The sequence below is a fragment of the Arthrobacter sp. B2060 genome, assembly GCF_059090445.1.
The window spans coordinates 254566-271984 of record NZ_JBNHFR010000003.1 but is presented as its reverse complement, the minus strand read 5'-3'; the positions used below and the strand labels follow the sequence as shown (position 1 = coordinate 271984).

The following is a 17419-nucleotide window of genomic DNA, read 5'->3' as shown; positions in this document are numbered from 1 at the left end:
GGCTTCTACATCTGCCCGGTCGGGCCGGTGTCCTCGACTTCTCCACGCCAGGCTCCGGTTTCGGTGCCGCGTGACTCGATGAAGTCCTTGAATTTACGCATGTCGGCTTTTACTTGCATTTCGTCAACCTTCAGGGCAGCACCTGCTTTCTCGGTGAAAGTTTCCGGCGCCCATTCAAAATGGACCTTAACCTTGGTGTGATTGGCATCGAGCGGCGTGAACCGGATGATGCCGGCATGAGACTTGCCGTCGGTGCTGCGCCAGGCGATCCGGTCGTCCGGCTCCTGGTCGACTATTTCCGTATCGAATTCCCGCTGCACACCAGCGACCTTCGTAACCCAGTGGTTGGTTGTATCGGTCAGTTGGGTTACAGACTCAACTCCGGACATGAACTGCGGGAAGGATTCGAACTGTGTCCACTGGTTGTAGGCCGTATGGACCGGAACAGCGACATCAACGGTCTCTTCAACGGTTTGCATTTTCTTCCTCCTGTCAGTGAGGGACGGCCCGCGAAAAACGGACCGGTAGCGGGCGCCGTTCCCCTGCAACAGCACCCCCACTCCTGAAAGGTAAATCCACTGGCTGTCTGTGTCCAGACCCTCCAAATCCATGAACAGCCCGCGAGAAATCACCGAGTAAGTCCGTTCCTCAGCAGCCATGTTCCGCCTGGCAGTCCGGCGCTTCCAGCGCAAATCCATCTCTTTGCGGCAGATGTTCCAGTTTAACCATGGGCCAAAAGTGGTTGACGGCGTAGGCTTATTTCAGGCCGGCGACGGACGGTCTGGTGGTTTCCCCCATGCCACGTAGACTCCCAGCCCGCCGCCGGTCTTTGCGAGTAACAGATCGGGGCCAAGCCCCTACCAACCAGCGTGCCACCCACGCTTCCCCCACTTTTCGGCTTGCGTTTTCGGCTTGCCCGCAATACACGATTGCCTGAATACACGCTTGAGTGTACTTTTACGTTCATGGAAACCCTCACCCACGCTCCAGTGCTCGCGCGGTTTGGCTACGCTGTCTCGGATCCCACCCGGGCCCGGATTCTGCTGGCGCTCGCGGACGAGCCGGCCTACCCATCGGATTTGGCCGAAGCCCTCGGAGTGTCTCGGCAGAGCATGTCCAACCATTTGAGCTGCTTGCGCGGCTGCGGCTTGGTGGTGGCCGCCGCGGATGGCCGGCGAACCCGGTACGAGCTCGCCGACGCCCGCTTGGGCCATGCGGTCAAGGATCTGATCGGCGTCGTGCTGGCCGTTGACCCCGCCTGCTGCGCACCGGATGGGACGTGCGTCGCTTGAGCACTGCCACACCGACCGTCCCGTCGCCGGCCCGCCGCGCCGCCTTGAACCGCCGCGTCCGGATATTGGCGGCCGCGACGATCACCTACAACCTCATCGAGGCCGTCGTGGCCCTCTGGGCCGGGAATGTGGCGGACTCCTCGGCGCTGATCGGATTCGGCCTGGATTCGGTGATTGAGGTTGCGTCTGCTGTGGCCTTGTCTTGGCAGTTCTCCGCCGAGGATCCGGTGAAGCGAGAGCACCTTACCCTGCGGATCATCGCGATATCGTTCTTCGCCCTTGCCGCCTTCGTCACTGTGGATTCCGTGAGGTCCCTGACCGGCGGTGGCGAAGCCCAGCATTCCACGCCGGGCATCGTGATCGCTGCCCTCAGCCTGGCCATCATGCCAGTCCTGTCGTGGCTGCAGCGGCGTGCCGGACGGGAGCTTGGCTCCAGGACGGCTGTGGCGGATTCCAAACAGACCCTGCTGTGCACCTACTTGTCGGCAGTCCTCCTGGTCGGTCTGCTGCTCAACAGCGCGATGGGATGGTGGTGGGCCGACGCCGGTGCTGCCTTGGTCATTGCCGGGATCGCCGTCCGCGAGGGCAGCAATGCCTGGCGCGGCGACGTCTGCTGCACCGCACCGCTGGCTGCACCTGCCGGCGTCGCTGCTGAAGAGGATGACTGCTGCGGCACGGATCGAACGGGCAATGGAGAAACTGGGACGGGCTGTTCAAAGACCCTCATGCCCGGCAAACCTGTGCACTTTCAGGAACGCTGGCCGGGCTAAAACTGGGTTCCCGGCGGCATACTGGACGGATGGGGAGACGCAGCTGGGCCGATTTTGGGAAGAAACGCAAGCCTCAGGACGTGTGGTCGGACTGGAAGGCCGCGGACGAGGCAGGGGACGCGGACGGTGCGGCCAGGCTTGCCGCCGAATTGCTGCAGCTGACTCCAAACTCCTATTACAGCTGGTTTCAGGCAGGTATCCTGTCCAAGGCCCGGGGCAATTGGCCCGAAAGCGCGGAACGCAACGCTCGGGCCGTGCAGCTGTTCACTTCCAAGGACGCTGAGGAGTTCGACGGCGCCAACCCCGCGGCTTGGAATTTAGGCATTGCCTCAACAGCACTGGGTGATTGGGCCACGGCCAGACGCGCCTGGGCAGCCTACGGCATCGAACTTCCCGGGGAGGATGCTGAACCGATCGATGTGGACTGCGGCATGGCGCCAATCCGGATCAATCCTGACCGCCCCAGCCTTCCTCATCAGGTCATGCATGCAGCAGGCACTACCGAGGTGGTCTGGTGTTGGCGCCGTAGCCCGTCCCACGCGGTCATAGCGAGCGTTCCGCTTCCCGAATCCGGTCACAGGTTTAGGGACGTAGTTTTGCACGACGGAGAACCGAAAGGAACTCGACAGCTCGACGAACGGGAGGTGTCGGTGTTCGACGAACTCGCGCGTCTGGAAGAATCCCGCCTGCCAACATGGCAAGCCGAGGTCATCGGGGCCGCACCAGAAGACCTTCAGTCGCTGTCAGACCTCCTCGGACAGCGCGGGTTAGGCATGGATGAGTGGTCAGGAATCAGATTGATGTGCTCGCAATGTTCACATGGTGTGCATCGGGACGGACACGACCACAGCCCCCAAACATCAGATGCGAGCTTACTTGGCATAGCAGGCCACGAATCCGACCTTGGTGAACTGATGGAGACATGGCTGGCCAGAAGGCCCGGAATCGACGTGCAAAACCTCACGTGGCTCTGGTGATGGCCCGAGCGCAGCAGCCGGGGTGCGCGTAGTCTGGGGGCAAAAGCCTCAGGGCGGGCAAGAACGGCGACGAGCACGCACGGCTGCCCTGGGGTGGGCCTGATGAACAGGGGTATTGCATGGACTTTTTTCAAACGGTCATGTTTCCGTTCAACTGGTTCGTGTCCATCATCATGGTGGGCTTCCATGAGGGGTTGAGCATCATCGGGTTGCCGCCGGCCAGCGGCTGGACGTGGACGCTGTCCATCATCGGGCTCGTGTTGGTGATCCGGGCAGCCCTGATTCCCGTGTTCGTCAAGCAGATCAAGGCGCAGCGCGGCATGCAGTTGCTGCAGCCGGACCTGAAGAAGCTGCAGGACAAGTACAAGGGCAAGAAAGACCCGCTGTCCCGCCAGGCCATGGGTCAGGAGCAGATGGCACTGTACAAGACGCACGGCACCAACCCGTTCTCCGCTTGCCTGCCCCTCCTGATCCAAATGCCGTTCTTCTTCGCGCTGTTCACTGTGCTGTCGGGCATCAGCACAGCCCGTGACCAGGGCAAGGGCATTGGTGCGATGAGCCACGCCCAGGTGATCCAGTTCGATGACTCCACCATCTTCGGCGCCCCGCTCTCGGCTACTCTGCTTCACAATCCCGAAGGCAATCCGACAGCGGTCACCATCCTGACTATCGTGATGATCCTGGCGATGACGGCCTCGCAGTTCATCACGCAGAAGCAGATCATGGCCAAGAACATGTCTGAAGAGGCCATGGCCTCCCCGTTCATGCGCCAGCAGAAAATGATGCTCTACCTCCTGCCCATCGTGTTCGGTGTGGGCGGCATTAACTTTCCGATCGGTGTCCTGATCTACTGGACGACGACCAACCTGTGGACCATGGGTCAACAGTTCTTCGTCATTCGCCGGATGCCGACGCCGGGTTCCCCCGCAGCAAAGGCCCTCGCCGAGCGCCGCGCCGCGAAAGGCCTCCCGCCAGCTCCCTCCCCTGGAAGCAAAAAGGCCGACGTCGAGGCAGAGGCTGCCGCTGCGATCGCACACGCCCACAGCCAGCGCAGCCAGCCACAACGCAAGAACAGGAAAAAGAAGAGGAAGTAGCGCCTGCCGTTTGGCTCTCGCAGCGACTGTGTTGCCGGAGCATACTGAGGTATGAGTGACTCCGACGAATTCCTTGCCTGGGTGAAGTCCGCGTTGTATCAGGCGGAAGTCGCCCTTCACAACGGGGACGCCGCGCCGCGACGGGCGCTATGGTCCCGCAAAGAGCCGGTGAGCATCTTGGGAGCGTGGCGCAGCGCTATTGGGCAGCGTGAACTGGACGAGCTGTTCACGGGCCTTGAAAGGCAATTCTCTGACTGCACGTCGTACAACTTCGAATTGCAGGCCTATGACGTCGTGGGTGACGTGGCCTATACCGCAGGTTTAGAGCACACTTCAGCATCAGTCGACGGCCAGCCGCGCAGTTACAGCCTGCGGGCCACGCAGATCTATCGCCGCGAAGGCGGCGAATGGAAAGTGGCCCACCGGCATGCAGACACCGTGGTTGAGTGACGTCAATCCCGTTCGCAACGGTGGGACGACATCGACTGACCGCGGTTTAGCCCCTGACCGCCCCGGACAACGCGAACGATCCGCCGGACCCCCGCGCCACCAGAACGTACAGGACCAGGACCGGAACCGAATAGAGGATGGAGAATGCGGCCAGCTCACCGTAGGCGATGGCGCCATGCTGGCCGAAGAAGCTGAAGATCGAAACGGACGCAGGCTGTTTCGACGGGGACAGCAGGAGTATGAAGGGCACGAAGAAGTTGCCCCAGGTCTGGATGAAAACGAAGATGAACACGACGCCCAGCCCCTGGCGCATTAGGGGCAGCACCACGGTGCGCAGGGCCGTCAGACCGGAGGCCCCATCCATCCAGGCGGCTTCCTCCAGCGAGACGGGCACCGTGTCCATGAAGTTCTTGGTCATCCAGATGGCCATTGGCAGCGCCGTTGCCGCCATAAAGAGAACGGTTGACGGCATGGAGTCCAGCAGCCGCAACTGGACGAACAGGCCGTAGACCGGAACCATGATCGCGGTGATGGGCAGGCAGGTCCCGCACAGGATCGAATACAGGAACGGCTTGTTGAACCTGGACTGGAACCGGGAAAGCGGGTAGGCGGCCAGCACGGCAGCCGCCAGGGTCACCGTTGCCGTCCCACCGGAGAGCACAAGGCTGTTCCAGAGCGGCCTGAGCAGCAATTCCGGCGTGAGGACGGCCGCAAAGTTGGTGAGGGAAGCGTTGGCGGGCAGCTGTGTCTGGTAACCGGCGTTGGTATCCAGCGAAGCGAATAGCAGCCACAGCAACGGCAGCAGAAAGCAGGCGCCGATCAGCAGCAGCGCGGCATCTGCCGGAGCACTGGCAGTGCGGCGCTGCGGCGAGTTTACCCGCCCGTTAGCGGTCCGCCGGGCCGCCTGGTCCGCCGTCGTCATCGGCTGTCCCCCTTGAGCAGCCGGACGTAGGCAATCCCGAACACCAGGCCCAGGACGATAAGCACGGAGGCGATGGCGGTGCCGTAGCCGATGTCGCCGAACTTGAAGGCCTCCTGATAGGCAAGGACCGGCAAAGTGGTGCTGGCATTGGACGGTCCGCCGGCCGTCATCACCCAGATCAGCGTGAAGACCGCCAGGGTCTGGAGGGTCACGAGCATCAGGTTCGTGGCAATGCTGGACCGGATCAATGGCAGCGTGATGAACACCAGCCGCTGCCGGCCGGATGCACCGTCCATGAGGGCGGCTTCGGAGATGTCCTGCGGCACATCGGCCAGGGCCGCCCTGTACACCAGCATAGAGAAGGCGGTGCCGCGCCAGATGTTGGCGAGCACCACGGCCACCATGGGGAACGCGTACAGCCAGTCGGCACCGCTCCAGCCCGCACCTGCGAGCAGCTGGTTGAACGTCCCGTCCTTGCTGAAATAGGCGTAAGCGGCGAATGCGGCAACAATCTCGGGAAGAACCCAGGCCGCCACCACGGCGGTACCCACGACGGCGGACACGGGCTTCCGGGCACGCGTCATCAGTCCGGCAATCAGCAGTCCCAGCAGATTCTGGCCCACGATCGCGGAAGCCACCACGAAAACAACTGTCAGGATAATTGACGCCGGGAATGCGGAGTCGGTCAGCAGCCGCGCGTAGTTCTCGACGCCGGTCCAGGCCGGATTCCTGGCGTTCCGGCCGGTAAGGGCCGTATTCGTGAAGGATGCGTGGAAGGACCACAGGACGGGCGCCGCGAGGAAAAGGAGGAGCAGCAGGACGGCCGGCACGACCGGCAGCAGCCGGAGCTGCTGCCGGTCGGGGTTGCGGGCACCCATGCGCTATTTCTGCAGGACCTTGGCGTCACCCACCTGGTCCCTGACTGTCTTGTCGTACTGCTCGGCTGCCTCCTGCGGCGACAGCTTACCCGTGATCACGGCTTCTGTGGCAACCTGCACGGCCGCGGAGATCCGCGGATAGTCGGCTGTTGCTGGTCGGTAGTGGGTGACGGAAACGAGTTCTGACACGTCCTTGACGAACGGGTTGGCCGCCAGATAGTCGGGCTCGGAGGCAACGTCGGACCGGACCGCGATTTGGGAACTCGCAACGGTGAACGCCAGTGAGTTCTTCTTGTTCAGGGCCGTGGCAAGGAACTGGAAGGCCTGGTCCGGATTCTTCGAGTCCGCACCGACGGCCAGGGTCCAGCCGCCCGACATGCTGACGCCGCCCGGCTCCTGGCCGCGCTGGGTGGGGAACTTGGCCACGCCCATGTCTTCGGCGTAGCCTGCCCACTCGTAACTGCCGCCCTTCTGCCAGAACGACGGCGCGTAGGAACCTTCCACGACGGCCCCCATTTTGCCCTTCGGCAACCATTCGCCGAAGACCTTCTTCCAGACGTTCGCGTCGAGCGCCTCCGCAGGCGTAACAGCCAGCTTTTCGTCGTAGAGGGTTTTCAGGAAGGCCAGCGAATCGGTGAAGCCCTCCGAACCGACCACCCACTTCTTCTCCTGCTGGTCATACAGCTCGCTGTCCGTGCCATACAACAGCTCATAGAAGCTTTGCATCACGGTGCCTTCACCGGTCGCCTTGCCGGCGTACATGTTGAAGGGAACCACGGACGGATCCGCGGCTTTCATTTTGCGGGCGGCGTCGAGTATTTCATCCCAGGTCCGGGGCTGCCACGGCACGGCGATCCCTGCCTTTTGCAGGACCTTCTTGTTGTACCAGATGCCGCGGGTGTCAGTGCCCAGCGGGACAGCGTAGGTGCCGCCGTCGTCACCGGTGCCGGCAGCTTTGACGGCTTCGCCGTAGGTCTTCCAGTCGTCCCATTTCTCAAGGTAACTGTCCAGCTTCAGGAGGAATCCGGCGTCGACGTCCGACCGCACTTTGAAAGTGTCCTCGTAAAAGACGTCCGGAGCGGTTTCCGCCGACCTCAGGGCCAGTGCAAGCTTGGTGCCATAGTCGTCGTCGTTCGCCTCGATGGGTTGCAGCTCAACGGTGGTGCCTTGATTAGCGGCTTCAAATTCCTTCTTGGCATCCTTGAACAGGGTGTCGAGGGCGGTAAAGGAGTCTGTCTTTTGGTAGACGATCTTCAGTGTCCGGTTTTCTGCGGCCGGCTGTTCCGGGGAACAGGCCGATGTTGCCAGCAGCACTGCCGCAGACAACAGTGCCACAAACGTTCTGGCAGGGCGGTGCATGACGCTCCAATCTTCGAGCGGCTGCAGCCCCCAATATCCTCCAGCTGGCCCCAGCCTGTATGCAGTTTCGGGTGAGCTATCACCCAGCGGTTAAGCGGCGGGAGCCGCTCCTCAACCTTCGAGCAATAGCCTTCAGGCGGGAACCTCCCCAGCCTCTCTGACAGAGTATCCCTTTCCGGTCAGCAAAATGCGTTAGCTTTAGGCAGCCTCGGCGCGGGTGTCGCCCCAGACAGCGCCAGTTGATTCCTGCCCGGTGGGGGTAAAGCGGGACCCTCTCTGCGCCGGCGAGGTCCCCGGCGGCAGCGGTCGGGGTTGTCAGAAGTTCGTGATCACCCTCCCGCAGGCCCTACCCACCCGCCAAAGTTGCCGCCTCTAGGCCCTCCCGGGTTCCCTGCTGAAGAAGCTCTTCGGGTCGTGGGCGCCGAGCAGGTCGTGATGGAACACGATGGCATCGACCGGGCGAGTGTCGAGGAACAACACCGCAACCGTACGTGAGTGCACGATGGTGTTGCGGGTCAGGGCCTTCCACCCAGGAATGGATCCCTGTGTACTCATCGACGTCCAGCCCGTCACCGAGCAGGCCACGCTCCACGAGAAGGTCGTAGACCACATTCCAAGCGAGATCCATCAGGTCATGGATCGCAGCTTCCACTGTTGGCGCCGTCATACGTCCATGATCTCGCCGGCCGCTGACAGTCTTGCGAAGCTGTCTGGCGTGTCGTCAACTCTGCCGGTGGTTATGCCACGAGCGGTTGGATTGCTTAGTGCGCGTGATGCCCAGCCTGTCGACTGGCTCTCCGTTGGTGGCGCCGTTCCCGCCTCTCATCGCGGTCCACACGGGACAGCAACACCAGGATCGTGCCGACCCAGATGACAAGAAATAGAAAGACAAGAGCAATCGCTTCGGGGCTGCCCATACAACAATGTTATGTCCGGAAGGGCATCTCATGGGGTGCCCACCAGATGTTGCTAAGTCAGCAGACTTTCCAAGCACCTTTAGAGGATTCGACTCCGGCCGCGGCGGGCCGGCCTTCGATGGTGTGCCAGCCGGCGCGCCCGCGTGACGCGGTGCGAGCGCTCGTGCACGGCCCGGTCTGCTCTCCGTTGCTGGCGCCGCGCCCGCCTCTCAGGGCTGTCGAGCCTCGAAAGCAGCACCAGAATGGTGCCCGCCCAGATGCCAGCCATCGCGAATACAAGAGCGATCGCTTCCTCGGGGCGCATAAGGCAATTTTACGCGCTCAAGTGGTCTGCGAGGCCAAAATGCTGGGCCTACCGATGCGTCGTTGGGGCCTGCGGATAGAGAACGTCTTCACGACTGTAGTGCCCCACGGCGTCAAAATTCGCTTGGCGGTCAAGGAACGATTTAGGTCGACGTCGGCGACGACGATCCCTTCCTGGTCATAGAGAGGACCCGCTATGGCACGGCCGTTAAGTGGCTCGAAGATCGCCGCTCCACCGCGTCCGAGCGCCTGATCATCGTCTGGCAACTGAACCGGGAAGTCATCGGGAAACGCAGACCGAGGGATGTATTGAGGGGCAGAGACCACGAACGCGCCGGATTCGATCGCTATGTGACTCATTGTGGAGATCCAGCCGTCTGAGTCATCGGCCGTCGGGGCCGTCCAGATCTGCACGCCTTGACGATAGATCGCATATCGAGCGAGAGGCATGCGGTTCTCCCAACAGATGAGGCCGCCAACCCTCCCGACTGGAGTTTCAGTGACATTCAGGTCGTGTCCGTAACCGACGCCGTGGAAAAGGCGCTCATGCATCGTGGGCATCAACTTCCGGTGTTTCCAGAGCAGACCCTCAGGACCAAGCAAGATCATGGTGTTGTAGAGACTTCCGGGCCTGGCGGATTCCCGTTCGTTCACTCCAAGCACGCAGTAGATGTCGTGTTCTGCACATGCCTTGATGAAACGGTCGATTTGGGGACCGGGGACGTCTACAGAGTTGGCCCAGAGGCGGGTCCACATCTCATCAAATCCGTCGATACGGGCCGCTTCGCGGGCCCATACCCCCGAGGGGTACAGGGGGATGAACGTTTCAGGGAAAACCGCGAGTTTCACGCCTTTGCCTGATGCCTCGGCCAAGAGATGGAGCGCCTTTGACACCGATGCCTCAGCATCGAGGATGACCGGAGTGGCCTGAATCGCAGCGATTGTCACAGTTCCTGTGGACATGACGAAACGTTGGCACGCAATCCAGCGCCTCGTCAACACTGCAGCGCTTCATTGGTCAGGAAGCCGGCGGCCAGGATCGCCGTGCCGTCTGCACCGCCTTTATCGGTTCATTCTGGGCTCGCAGTGGGTACGATGCGTTCATGGCTGGTGACGAGGCAAGCGGACCCATCGATGGCGTCCGATACGGGCACACGAATCTGATCGCGCACGACTGGCGCCGCCTCTCCGACTGGTACGTGCGTCTCTTCGGATGCACGCCGGTTCCACCGGAGCGCGACTACTCGGGGCCCGACCTCGAGCGCGGCACCGCCGTGCCGAACGCCGCCCTCCAGGGCGTGCATCTGCGGCTGCCTGGGCATGGCGATGACGGACCGACGCTCGAGATCTACACGTTCGCCTCGACGGACGGAGCGTCGGAAGTGGGAATTGACCGGCCGGGCTTCCGCCACATCGCCTTCGCGGTTGCGGATGTCCACGCCGCTCGACGCCGCGTCCTCGATGAGGGCGGGAGCTCGGTCGGCGAGGTCGTCACCCTCACGACAGCCGACGGGCGCCGGGTCACCTGGTGCTATGTCAGCGACCCCGAGGGCAACGCCGTCGAGCTGCAGAGCTGGGCGCCACCGGCCTGAGCAGGTACTTCGAATCTCGGCTACTGACCACGATCCGCCGGCGGACTAGTTGGGAATCTCAATCGTGCTTCATCGCGGGCTTCGCATCCCGCTGTAGGCTACCCCGACCCCTGCCAGGAAAATCAGGACAGCGAGGTAGACCGGGCCGAGGTGCCCTAGCGTGGCCAGACCCCACGGGTAATGCGCGGGGAGGGCCACTGCGAGTCCGACGGTCGGGACCACAACGGCTGTGGCGAAGGCCCACCGATCTCCTCGGCGCACCCCGTACCAGGACAGGCCTGCGATGGCCAGCCCGGTCGCAGCGATGAAGCCGCTCAGCGCAATGTGCAGATGGCTGATGTAGTGATGCAGCTGCGGGCTGAACGCCTCGACCTCCGCCATTCCCTTGTCCACCTGATCGGGGCCAATACCCAGCTCGAGGAAGGCGCCCGTGAAATTGAGTCCAAGGAATACTGCGGCGTACGCAACGAAGGCCAGCCCCGCAAGCGTCATGAGAGCGGCCCCCGCCCGGAGGCGGGCCTGGTTTCCCGGGGTAGTTTGGACGGCAGGCAAAGCCAGCACCCCCTCTCTTATTCATGTAGGTCGCTCATGAAATTCCGGCCGGACTACCGGCCACGGGAGAGTGCGAGTGCCCATACGCCGGCCACTCCAATGGCAAGTAGTACGGTTACGAAGCCGATCGCCGGTACGCTCGGCCATGTCAGGGCGTCGCCATACCGCAGCAGGGCAAGCGCCTGCAGAATGACGAAGGCAACTGAGGTTAGCGCCACGGGGCGGACGGTGCGAACGTCGCCGCTCAACTGCCCCTGCGCGGCCGCCCACCCAAGACCGACCAGCCACGCTCCGATCGCTCTCGCTGTGAGCTCGGACAGTGGCCACGGCCACCACGTCGCGGCAGGAATGGGTACTGCCAGGAGTGCCACGCCATATAACAGCAGTACCGCGGCGATTCCCACCAGGAGCAGCCGGAGCGCAGGGGGTAGCACCGGCCGTCCCGACGTTACGGAGCTTGGGACGGGACGCAGGGACCGGATCTGCATCCAGCTTATGACGAGCATCGCCACGGGCACGACGGCATAGATTGCCAGCCACGCCCAAGTGGCTACTTGGGCAGTGGGGGCAGTGTCTGATGACAGGTGGAATCGATCGAGATGAAGCAGGGTGACTCCGAGGGTCAATGTCGTGAAGACGAACACGGGCCAGACTGCCAGCCTCGCTGAATCCCAATTCGCTGAGCGGGCGCCGGTCACCTCCAGGCCGGCACTCGACCAGTATGCCGCCCCGAGGAAGACCGCTGTCATGGGCGGATTGACTGTCCACGCGAACCATTCCTCAGTCCGGAGCGGAAATACGAACAGCACGAGCCCGGCAAGGAACACGAGGAATGCAGCGACGAAGAGCAGCCACCGCATCGGCGGAATCAACGGTGTGACCTCAGTTGAAGTGGACATCACCGGGCAGCTCCTCGGGTGCGGCGGCATCACCAAGGGCAGGGGGCGAGGCAGGCAGGGGGTTCTCGGCAAGGTAGGTGTGAAGCATCGAGACCACGGTGGCGCCGTCCCCAACTGCAGTGGCCACTCTTTTAATCGAGCCGGCCCGCACGTCGCCGATAGCGAAAATGCCCGGCATGCTGGTTTCCAGCGCTAATGGCGGCCTGTCCTGCCTGGTGGACCCGGCCTCACTGACATCCCGGCTGGCGCCCGTGCGCAGAAAACCGGTTGGGTCACGCTCTACGGTGTCGGGCAGCCAGGAGGTCCGCGGCACCGAACCAATCAGCACGAATAAACCGCCCGCTTCGATCTCCTCGCTCGGGGTTGCTTCGGCTCCGGATATGGCGACCTTGACGGATGCAAGGAATCCGTCCTGATCGCGGGCCCCCACGATCACGGTGCTGTAGCGGATCGCAACGTTCCGGGTGGCCTCGAGTTGGGAGATGAGGTAGTCCGACATACTTGCCGACAGGGTGGGTCCGCGCACCAGCAGCGTCACCTTCTTCGCGTACTTAGCAAGGTGCAGAACCGCCTGTCCGGCCGAGTTGCCGCCGCCCACGACGCAGACGTGCTTTCCGGCCATCGACGGCGCCTCGGAGACTGTGGCGCCGTAGAAGACGCCTCTGCCGACCAGATCCTCCAGCTGAGGTAAGCCGAGCCGACGGTAGTCCACTCCGGTGGCCACCACGACTGTGCGGCACCGCACGACACTTCCGTCGGAAATCGACACAGCGTACAACGCCCCGTCCACGCGGACCCCCTCCACCTTCCGCATGAACAGGAAGTCCGTGCCCAAAGTCCAGGCCTGGTGAAATGAGCGGTAGGCCAGGTGGGCACCGCTCACACCGCGGGAGAAGCCAGGGTAGTTGCGGATCAACGAGCTGGTGCCGGCCTGGCCTCCCACAGCCTCACCCTCCACCACCATGGTGGAGAGGCCCTCGGAGGAGGCATACACTGCGGTCGCGAGACCGGATGGACCGGCTCCCACAACCACCACATCGAAGATCTTGTCCGCCGGTGGCGGTCGCGTCACCCCCATCGCTTCGGCGATCTCCAGGTCACTGGGGTTCTCGAGGACAATTGGCGAAGCCGTGAACTCCAGCACCATGACCGGCAGCAGGGGGTCGCGCAGGTCCAGGCTCTCCAGCGTCCGTTGCGCGGTCTCGGACCCTACAGGGTGGAAGCCCACCGGGATGTGGTTTCGACTCAAGGAATCGCGCAACATATGGGTCCTTTCGTCCCCTACCTCCCCGATCAGCCGGACCGCCTCGAACCCGACCCCCTGGGCCAGGTGCCAGTCGTCGAGGGCGTCGGTAATCGCCCCATGGAATTCTTCGTCGCGCGATCGTTCGGGACGTATGATCACCAATTCGGCGTACCCCTGCGCGATCGCCCGGAATACTGTGGGGGCGCTGGCGAAGTCACCCCATGTCACCACAACACCACGCTTGGCTGCCGGGTGAAAGACATAGGCACGCCGCAGGAAATCGAGTCCACCGCGGTCAGCCGGACCGTAGCACCCGAGGATGAGGGCGACCTGACGATTCCAGCGCCGGAGCCCCTCAAGCACCGCCCGCCCGTGGGCGTGGCCAGCGCAGGCCACCACCTCATAGTCGGCACCGTACCGTCGACGTAACTCATCTCCAAGAACGCGCCGAGAGGTCGGGTCTGTGGTAGCAATCAGCATGACCGGAACCGAGTCATCCATGGCAGCCGTCTTTCCGGATCAATGGTTCGGTGACGCTCACGATACTCGCGCCAAGACATTGGGGACAAGGGTTGCTTGTTGCCTCCTGGAAGGTCCTTCGCCCAGCGGTGTCGGAGTGTATTGGGCCCCGGTTGCCGTCTCGATTCCGTCATTCCTAGGGCGCGGAGATTCTGCCAGAATTGCTCCCGGGGTGGGCAAGCGGGATGACCTGAGCAGAACCGGAGCGATGGAGATGGAGGATCCATGGAGGAGCGCCCTATTCCAGGAATCAGCCTCGCCGCCACACCCAGTGGAACAGGGTGTCTGGAGTGCCTCAGCGGTGACGGCCCAGGCTGGTGGCTACACCTTCGCCGCTGCGCCCAATGCGGCCACATCGGATGCTGCGACTCATCACCCTCACAGCATGCCAGTGCCCACGCGCGAACCGTCGGTCACCCCGTCATGAGGTCCTTTGAACCTGGGGAGGAGTGGTTCTACGAGCACGCCACGAAGAAGTTCTTCCGCGGCCCGCGGCTTCCGGATCCTCAGTCCAGGCCCCTGGAGCAGCCGGCACCTGCACCGTCAGACAAGGTACCCGCAGACTGGCGAGAGCACTTACACCGGTAACCGCGGATCCAGAACCAACTGTGAGATTCCGATCTACTTGCACCATTCCGCAAAGTTGGCCCCATCGTTTCCGCGGGTTCCTCCACCACCCGAAGATGGCGCCATTGTCAGTTACTTGGCCTTTTCCCTGCGTCGCACGACTAGACCCACGGACCCGTCTTTTGAAGTCGCCGTTAGAGAATAGTGCAACCTCGTTGCTTTGTCGGGTGGCTTAATCAAAGAGCCCTCGAACACCTACTTCCGGCTACCGTCTCCAACTTGGGAAGCGTCCACGAGCCTGTCCTTTACACGTCTCGAAGAGTCGTTTATGCGTCTCGTGGCGCTCCTCATAGGTCCGGTCCAGGTAGTACCGAAGGGCCTTTTCGGATGCTTTGATCCTCGCGACCTCTGTCTCCCGATATGTCTTGAGATGCTCGCGTTTCGTGCTCTCCGTCTCATGGATCTGGATCGCCTCGCGCAAAAAGCCCACGATCTCGTTGAACGCGCCAAGCGCATCAGCGGCGATGACCCGGGTCACCGCCGGAGGCAGCACTTTGCCCTCGTGTACGCGTTTCTGCTGATCAGTCATCCGTGGCCTCCGAGTAAGCCCTGCTTCTTGGGTTCGTCGGTCACCGGTTCATCCTATGTGTGCCCACGGGGCGGGTTCCGGAGACACCCAGGAACGCCGGTCACAATTCGTTTCTTCGCAGGTTCGTTGCTTCCCCTGGTGCCCCACATGTAACTTGACTCACACATTCCCTAATGCGATAGCGAACATCCGCATTGTGGAAGAAGTCTCACGCCGCCTCAAAGATGAGCGGCGGGCTACTGAGCTCAAAGGAGCAAACCTTGGAAGAGAAAATTGCCGAGGCGGGAAGCACGAAGACCTCCCTCGCCCAACAAATCGAAGGTGCCTACCAGCGGATCGGCGTGACTGGGGCACACCGACACATTGTTCTCATGATCCTGCTCGGCGTGTTTTTCGACGCGCTCGAACAGAACGCCGTCGGCATCACCGGTCCGGTGCTGCGCGAGTCCTGGGGGCTGGGCGCAGGCGACATCGGCCTGCTGAACACCATGACTTTCACGGCCACGGCCCTGGGACGCATCGCGACCGGGCTGATCATTGACAAGTACGGCCGTCGGAACATGCTGGTCATCAACCTGATCATCTTCGCAGGCGGCTCATTGCTGTGTGCCGTGGCGCCGAACTACCCCATCCTTGCTGCCGGGCGGTTTATCGTCGGGTTCGGCTTGGGCGGCGAAATCGCCGTCGCCGTGATCATGATGGCTGAATTCTTTGCGGCCAAACACCGCGGCACCGCAGTGGGCCTGATCAACGTCACCGCCGCCGGACTGGGAAACATGCTGGCTCCCGCCTTCGGCATCCTGGTCTTCACCCTCTTTGATGGCCCGGACAAGTGGCGTTGGGTCTTCGGCCTGCTCTTCATACCTGCCATCCTCGTGATGTTCTTCCGCCGCTACGTCCCGGAAACGCCACGCTTCCTGGCATCCCAGGGCCGGCTTGATGAAGCAAACCTGGTCATCACCCGCCTGGCAAGGGGCAAGCTCTCCGGCAAGGTCGAGGACCCTGAAGTCTTCATCACCGCCGTCCCCGGCCCGGCCGTCACGGAGTCCAAAGGCCATTGGAAGGACGCCCTGCGCGGCCGGCTCCTGAAGCGGACAGTCCTCCTCGGCATCGCCGTCTGTATGTCCTACGCCGCCCAGATTTCCATGCTGACACTGATGCCCACCATCTTGGTCTCCCGCGGCTACGCCGTGAACACGAGCCTCTGGTTCACCCTCATCATGCAGTCCGGATCGCTGATCGGTGCCGCCACGGCCGCCTTCCTGGCCAGCCGCCTCCCCCGCAAGAAAGTCCTCACCGCGGCAGCAATCCTGGGCTGCCTAGCCGGACTCTCCATGGCCTTCCTGGCCACCGACATCGCCATCATCGTCGCCTGCGGTGTGGTGTTCAACTTCTCGGTCATCATCCTGAACACCACCATCTGGCTGTTCGCCCCGGAACTGTACCCCACCCGGACCCGCGGGTTTGGCACCTCCATCATCCTGGCTGCAGGCTCCCTCTCGGGCGGCCTCTTCCCGCTGATCTCGGGAGTTATCTTCGACGCCGCCGGACTCACTGGAATGTTCACAACCCTCGCCGGCCTCTTCATCATCCTGGCCATCGTGGTGCAATTCCCACCGGAAACGTTCGGTCAGCCCCTCGAAGAGGACCCCACAGAGGAGGAAGGAGCCATTTATGGGCACTGACCCCAGCATGCGCACCAGGAGGCAGGTCCTGTTGGTGAACCCAAACAGCAACCAGCGCACCACGGACCTGATGACCGGCATCGCCGCCGGAATCCTCGAACCCGAAGGGCTTCAGGTGATAGGGCTGACGGCTGCCGAAGGCCCAGCCATGATCATCGATCCGGCGTCGCTGCTGGACTCGGGCAGGCACGTGCAAACCGCCGTGCACGGTTACCTGGACGGCCCGGACGGATCCTCGGCGGTGGCGGTCATCGTCGCAGCCATCGGCGACCCGGGGCGCAGTGTTCTGGCTGGCGATCTTGACATCCCTGTCGTGGGTATCGGGCAGGGATCGATACTTGCAGCAGTAGGGTCGGGACGGCGGTTTGGGATGGCCACCAGCACACCCTTGCTGGCCGGCTCCCTCGCCTCGCTGGTTGAAGAGCACGGGCAGACCCAGTGGTTCACGGGCGTCAGGCTCACACCCTCAGAACCCCTGGCGCTGGCCGCGGATCCGGAGCGGCAGTTCCAAGAGCTGCTCGGGGCCGTCCAGAAAGCGAGCCGGGACGACGGGGCCGAAGCGGTCATCATCGCCGGCGGGCCCCTCAGCGACACGGCCCGGCGGCTCGCCACAACAGGCATTGCGGAGATCATCCAGCCCGTGCCAAGTGCGTGCACCGTGGTTCTACGCGTTCTTGCCGAAAAGCAGGTCACCACCTCCCCGTGACCAGATGCAGCAGACCGCTAACGCCAAATAGGCAGACAAGGGCTGCGCCCACGTGAGAGGGTGCAGCCCCTTGTCATGCTCTCAGCGTGGAGAGCCTCACTC

Annotated in this window: 19 protein-coding genes; 9 read left to right on the top strand and 10 right to left on the bottom strand. The window is 62.8% G+C overall.

All coding sequences use genetic code 11. The features are described 5' to 3' along the window. Positions 1-5: 5 nt before the first annotated feature. The gene (locus AC5RUM_RS08055) at positions 6-479 is read right to left on the bottom strand and encodes an SRPBCC family protein (RefSeq protein ID WP_494034568.1); all 474 of its coding nucleotides are present in this window, start codon (positions 477-479) and stop codon (positions 6-8) included. Positions 480-965: 486 nt separating this feature from the next. On the opposite strand from AC5RUM_RS08055, the gene AC5RUM_RS08050 reads away from it, so the two are divergent. From AC5RUM_RS08050 to AC5RUM_RS08030, 5 genes are all read left to right on the top strand, one after another. Beyond that, on the top strand, positions 966-1292 hold the full coding sequence (locus AC5RUM_RS08050; protein WP_494034447.1) for an ArsR/SmtB family transcription factor: 327 nt from the start codon (positions 966-968) through the stop codon (positions 1290-1292). Then, positions 1289-2062, top strand: coding sequence for a cation diffusion facilitator family transporter (locus AC5RUM_RS08045; RefSeq protein WP_494034446.1), 774 nt, complete (start codon positions 1289-1291; stop codon positions 2060-2062). The genes AC5RUM_RS08050 and AC5RUM_RS08045 overlap by 4 nt, the downstream gene beginning before the upstream one ends. A 29-nt stretch (positions 2063-2091) precedes the next feature. Next, complete coding sequence (locus AC5RUM_RS08040) at positions 2092-3039, top strand: tetratricopeptide repeat protein (protein WP_494034445.1); 948 nt, start codon at positions 2092-2094, stop codon at positions 3037-3039. A gap of 119 nt (positions 3040-3158) precedes the next feature. After that, on the top strand, positions 3159-4133 hold the full coding sequence (yidC, locus tag AC5RUM_RS08035; RefSeq protein WP_400575989.1) for a membrane protein insertase YidC: 975 nt from the start codon (positions 3159-3161) through the stop codon (positions 4131-4133). Between the two features lie 51 nt (positions 4134-4184). Then, entirely contained in the window at positions 4185-4583 is a 399-nt protein-coding gene (locus tag AC5RUM_RS08030) for a nuclear transport factor 2 family protein (RefSeq protein WP_494034444.1), read from the top strand. Between the two features lie 46 nt (positions 4584-4629). Here AC5RUM_RS08030 and AC5RUM_RS08025 read toward each other — a convergent pair whose 3' ends face one another. The 5 genes from AC5RUM_RS08025 to AC5RUM_RS08005 form a co-directional block, all read right to left on the bottom strand. Continuing rightward, positions 4630-5505 (bottom strand): carbohydrate ABC transporter permease, encoded by an 876-nt coding sequence (locus AC5RUM_RS08025; protein ID WP_494034443.1) that lies wholly within the window; start codon positions 5503-5505, stop codon positions 4630-4632. Further along, a complete protein-coding gene (locus AC5RUM_RS08020) occupies positions 5502-6383 on the bottom strand; it encodes a carbohydrate ABC transporter permease (protein ID WP_494034442.1) in 882 nt (293 codons plus the stop codon). The genes AC5RUM_RS08025 and AC5RUM_RS08020 overlap by 4 nt, the downstream gene beginning before the upstream one ends. 3 nt (positions 6384-6386) lie before the next feature. After that, the gene (locus tag AC5RUM_RS08015) at positions 6387-7742 is read right to left on the bottom strand and encodes an extracellular solute-binding protein (protein WP_494034441.1); all 1356 of its coding nucleotides are present in this window, start codon (positions 7740-7742) and stop codon (positions 6387-6389) included. A 372-nt stretch (positions 7743-8114) separates the two neighbouring features. Then, positions 8115-8354: a hypothetical protein gene (locus tag AC5RUM_RS08010; protein WP_494034440.1), complete on the bottom strand. Its 240-nt coding sequence runs from the start codon at positions 8352-8354 to the stop codon at positions 8115-8117. A gap of 626 nt (positions 8355-8980) precedes the next feature. Beyond that, entirely contained in the window at positions 8981-9910 is a 930-nt protein-coding gene (locus AC5RUM_RS08005) for a carbon-nitrogen hydrolase family protein (RefSeq protein ID WP_494034439.1), read from the bottom strand. A gap of 155 nt (positions 9911-10065) precedes the next feature. On the opposite strand from AC5RUM_RS08005, the gene AC5RUM_RS08000 reads away from it, so the two are divergent. Further along, positions 10066-10554 (top strand): VOC family protein, encoded by a 489-nt coding sequence (locus tag AC5RUM_RS08000; RefSeq protein WP_494034438.1) that lies wholly within the window; start codon positions 10066-10068, stop codon positions 10552-10554. Between the two features lie 69 nt (positions 10555-10623). On the opposite strand, the gene AC5RUM_RS07995 is transcribed toward AC5RUM_RS08000, so the two are convergent. The 3 genes from AC5RUM_RS07995 to AC5RUM_RS07985 all read right to left on the bottom strand — a co-directional run bounded on the left by AC5RUM_RS07995 (position 10624) and on the right by AC5RUM_RS07985 (position 13752). After that, positions 10624-11046 carry a hypothetical protein gene (locus AC5RUM_RS07995; RefSeq protein WP_494034437.1) on the bottom strand — a complete coding sequence of 141 codons (423 nt, stop codon included), beginning with the start codon at positions 11044-11046 and terminating at the stop codon, positions 10624-10626. Between the two features lie 113 nt (positions 11047-11159). Then, complete coding sequence (locus tag AC5RUM_RS07990) at positions 11160-12005, bottom strand: hypothetical protein (RefSeq protein ID WP_494034436.1); 846 nt, start codon at positions 12003-12005, stop codon at positions 11160-11162. Next, positions 11989-13752: an NAD(P)/FAD-dependent oxidoreductase gene (locus tag AC5RUM_RS07985; protein ID WP_494034435.1), complete on the bottom strand. Its 1764-nt coding sequence runs from the start codon at positions 13750-13752 to the stop codon at positions 11989-11991. Before AC5RUM_RS07985 ends, AC5RUM_RS07990 begins: the two co-directional genes overlap by 17 nt. Positions 13753-13995: 243 nt before the next feature. Between AC5RUM_RS07985 and AC5RUM_RS07980 the strand changes: the two genes are divergently transcribed. Then, positions 13996-14358 (top strand): UBP-type zinc finger domain-containing protein, encoded by a 363-nt coding sequence (locus tag AC5RUM_RS07980; protein ID WP_494034434.1) that lies wholly within the window; start codon positions 13996-13998, stop codon positions 14356-14358. A gap of 244 nt (positions 14359-14602) precedes the next feature. On the opposite strand, the gene AC5RUM_RS07975 is transcribed toward AC5RUM_RS07980, so the two are convergent. After that, positions 14603-14926 (bottom strand): hypothetical protein, encoded by a 324-nt coding sequence (locus AC5RUM_RS07975; RefSeq protein ID WP_494034433.1) that lies wholly within the window; start codon positions 14924-14926, stop codon positions 14603-14605. A 260-nt stretch (positions 14927-15186) separates the two neighbouring features. Between AC5RUM_RS07975 and AC5RUM_RS07970 the strand changes: the two genes are divergently transcribed. Continuing rightward, positions 15187-16611, top strand: coding sequence for an MFS transporter (locus AC5RUM_RS07970; protein ID WP_494034432.1), 1425 nt, complete (start codon positions 15187-15189; stop codon positions 16609-16611). Continuing rightward, on the top strand, positions 16601-17317 hold the full coding sequence (locus AC5RUM_RS07965; RefSeq protein WP_494034431.1) for an aspartate/glutamate racemase family protein: 717 nt from the start codon (positions 16601-16603) through the stop codon (positions 17315-17317). Before AC5RUM_RS07970 ends, AC5RUM_RS07965 begins: the two co-directional genes overlap by 11 nt. Positions 17318-17419: the final 102 nt, after the last annotated feature.

What these genes read in the sequence shown, in the direction of transcription:
- AC5RUM_RS08055 (WP_494034568.1), bottom strand. Translation starts at nt 479, where the DNA reads ATGCAAACCGTTGAAGAGACCGTTGATGTCGCTGTTCCGGTCCATACG.
- AC5RUM_RS08050 (WP_494034447.1), top strand. Translation starts at nt 966, where the DNA reads ATGGAAACCCTCACCCACGCTCCAGTGCTCGCGCGGTTTGGCTACGCT.
- AC5RUM_RS08040 (WP_494034445.1), top strand. Translation starts at nt 2,092, where the DNA reads ATGGGGAGACGCAGCTGGGCCGATTTTGGGAAGAAACGCAAGCCTCAG.
- yidC (WP_400575989.1), top strand. Translation starts at nt 3,159, where the DNA reads ATGGACTTTTTTCAAACGGTCATGTTTCCGTTCAACTGGTTCGTGTCC.
- AC5RUM_RS08030 (WP_494034444.1), top strand. Translation starts at nt 4,185, where the DNA reads ATGAGTGACTCCGACGAATTCCTTGCCTGGGTGAAGTCCGCGTTGTAT.
- AC5RUM_RS08025 (WP_494034443.1), bottom strand. Translation starts at nt 5,505, where the DNA reads ATGACGACGGCGGACCAGGCGGCCCGGCGGACCGCTAACGGGCGGGTA.
- AC5RUM_RS08020 (WP_494034442.1), bottom strand. Translation starts at nt 6,383, where the DNA reads ATGGGTGCCCGCAACCCCGACCGGCAGCAGCTCCGGCTGCTGCCGGTC.
- AC5RUM_RS08015 (WP_494034441.1), bottom strand. Translation starts at nt 7,742, where the DNA reads ATGCACCGCCCTGCCAGAACGTTTGTGGCACTGTTGTCTGCGGCAGTG.
- AC5RUM_RS08010 (WP_494034440.1), bottom strand. Translation starts at nt 8,354, where the DNA reads ATGTGGTCTACGACCTTCTCGTGGAGCGTGGCCTGCTCGGTGACGGGC.
- AC5RUM_RS08000 (WP_494034438.1), top strand. Translation starts at nt 10,066, where the DNA reads ATGGCTGGTGACGAGGCAAGCGGACCCATCGATGGCGTCCGATACGGG.
- AC5RUM_RS07995 (WP_494034437.1), bottom strand. Translation starts at nt 11,046, where the DNA reads ATGACGCTTGCGGGGCTGGCCTTCGTTGCGTACGCCGCAGTATTCCTT.
- AC5RUM_RS07990 (WP_494034436.1), bottom strand. Translation starts at nt 12,005, where the DNA reads ATGTCCACTTCAACTGAGGTCACACCGTTGATTCCGCCGATGCGGTGG.
- AC5RUM_RS07985 (WP_494034435.1), bottom strand. Translation starts at nt 13,752, where the DNA reads ATGGATGACTCGGTTCCGGTCATGCTGATTGCTACCACAGACCCGACC.
- AC5RUM_RS07980 (WP_494034434.1), top strand. Translation starts at nt 13,996, where the DNA reads ATGGAGGAGCGCCCTATTCCAGGAATCAGCCTCGCCGCCACACCCAGT.
- AC5RUM_RS07975 (WP_494034433.1), bottom strand. Translation starts at nt 14,926, where the DNA reads ATGACTGATCAGCAGAAACGCGTACACGAGGGCAAAGTGCTGCCTCCG.
- AC5RUM_RS07965 (WP_494034431.1), top strand. Translation starts at nt 16,601, where the DNA reads ATGGGCACTGACCCCAGCATGCGCACCAGGAGGCAGGTCCTGTTGGTG.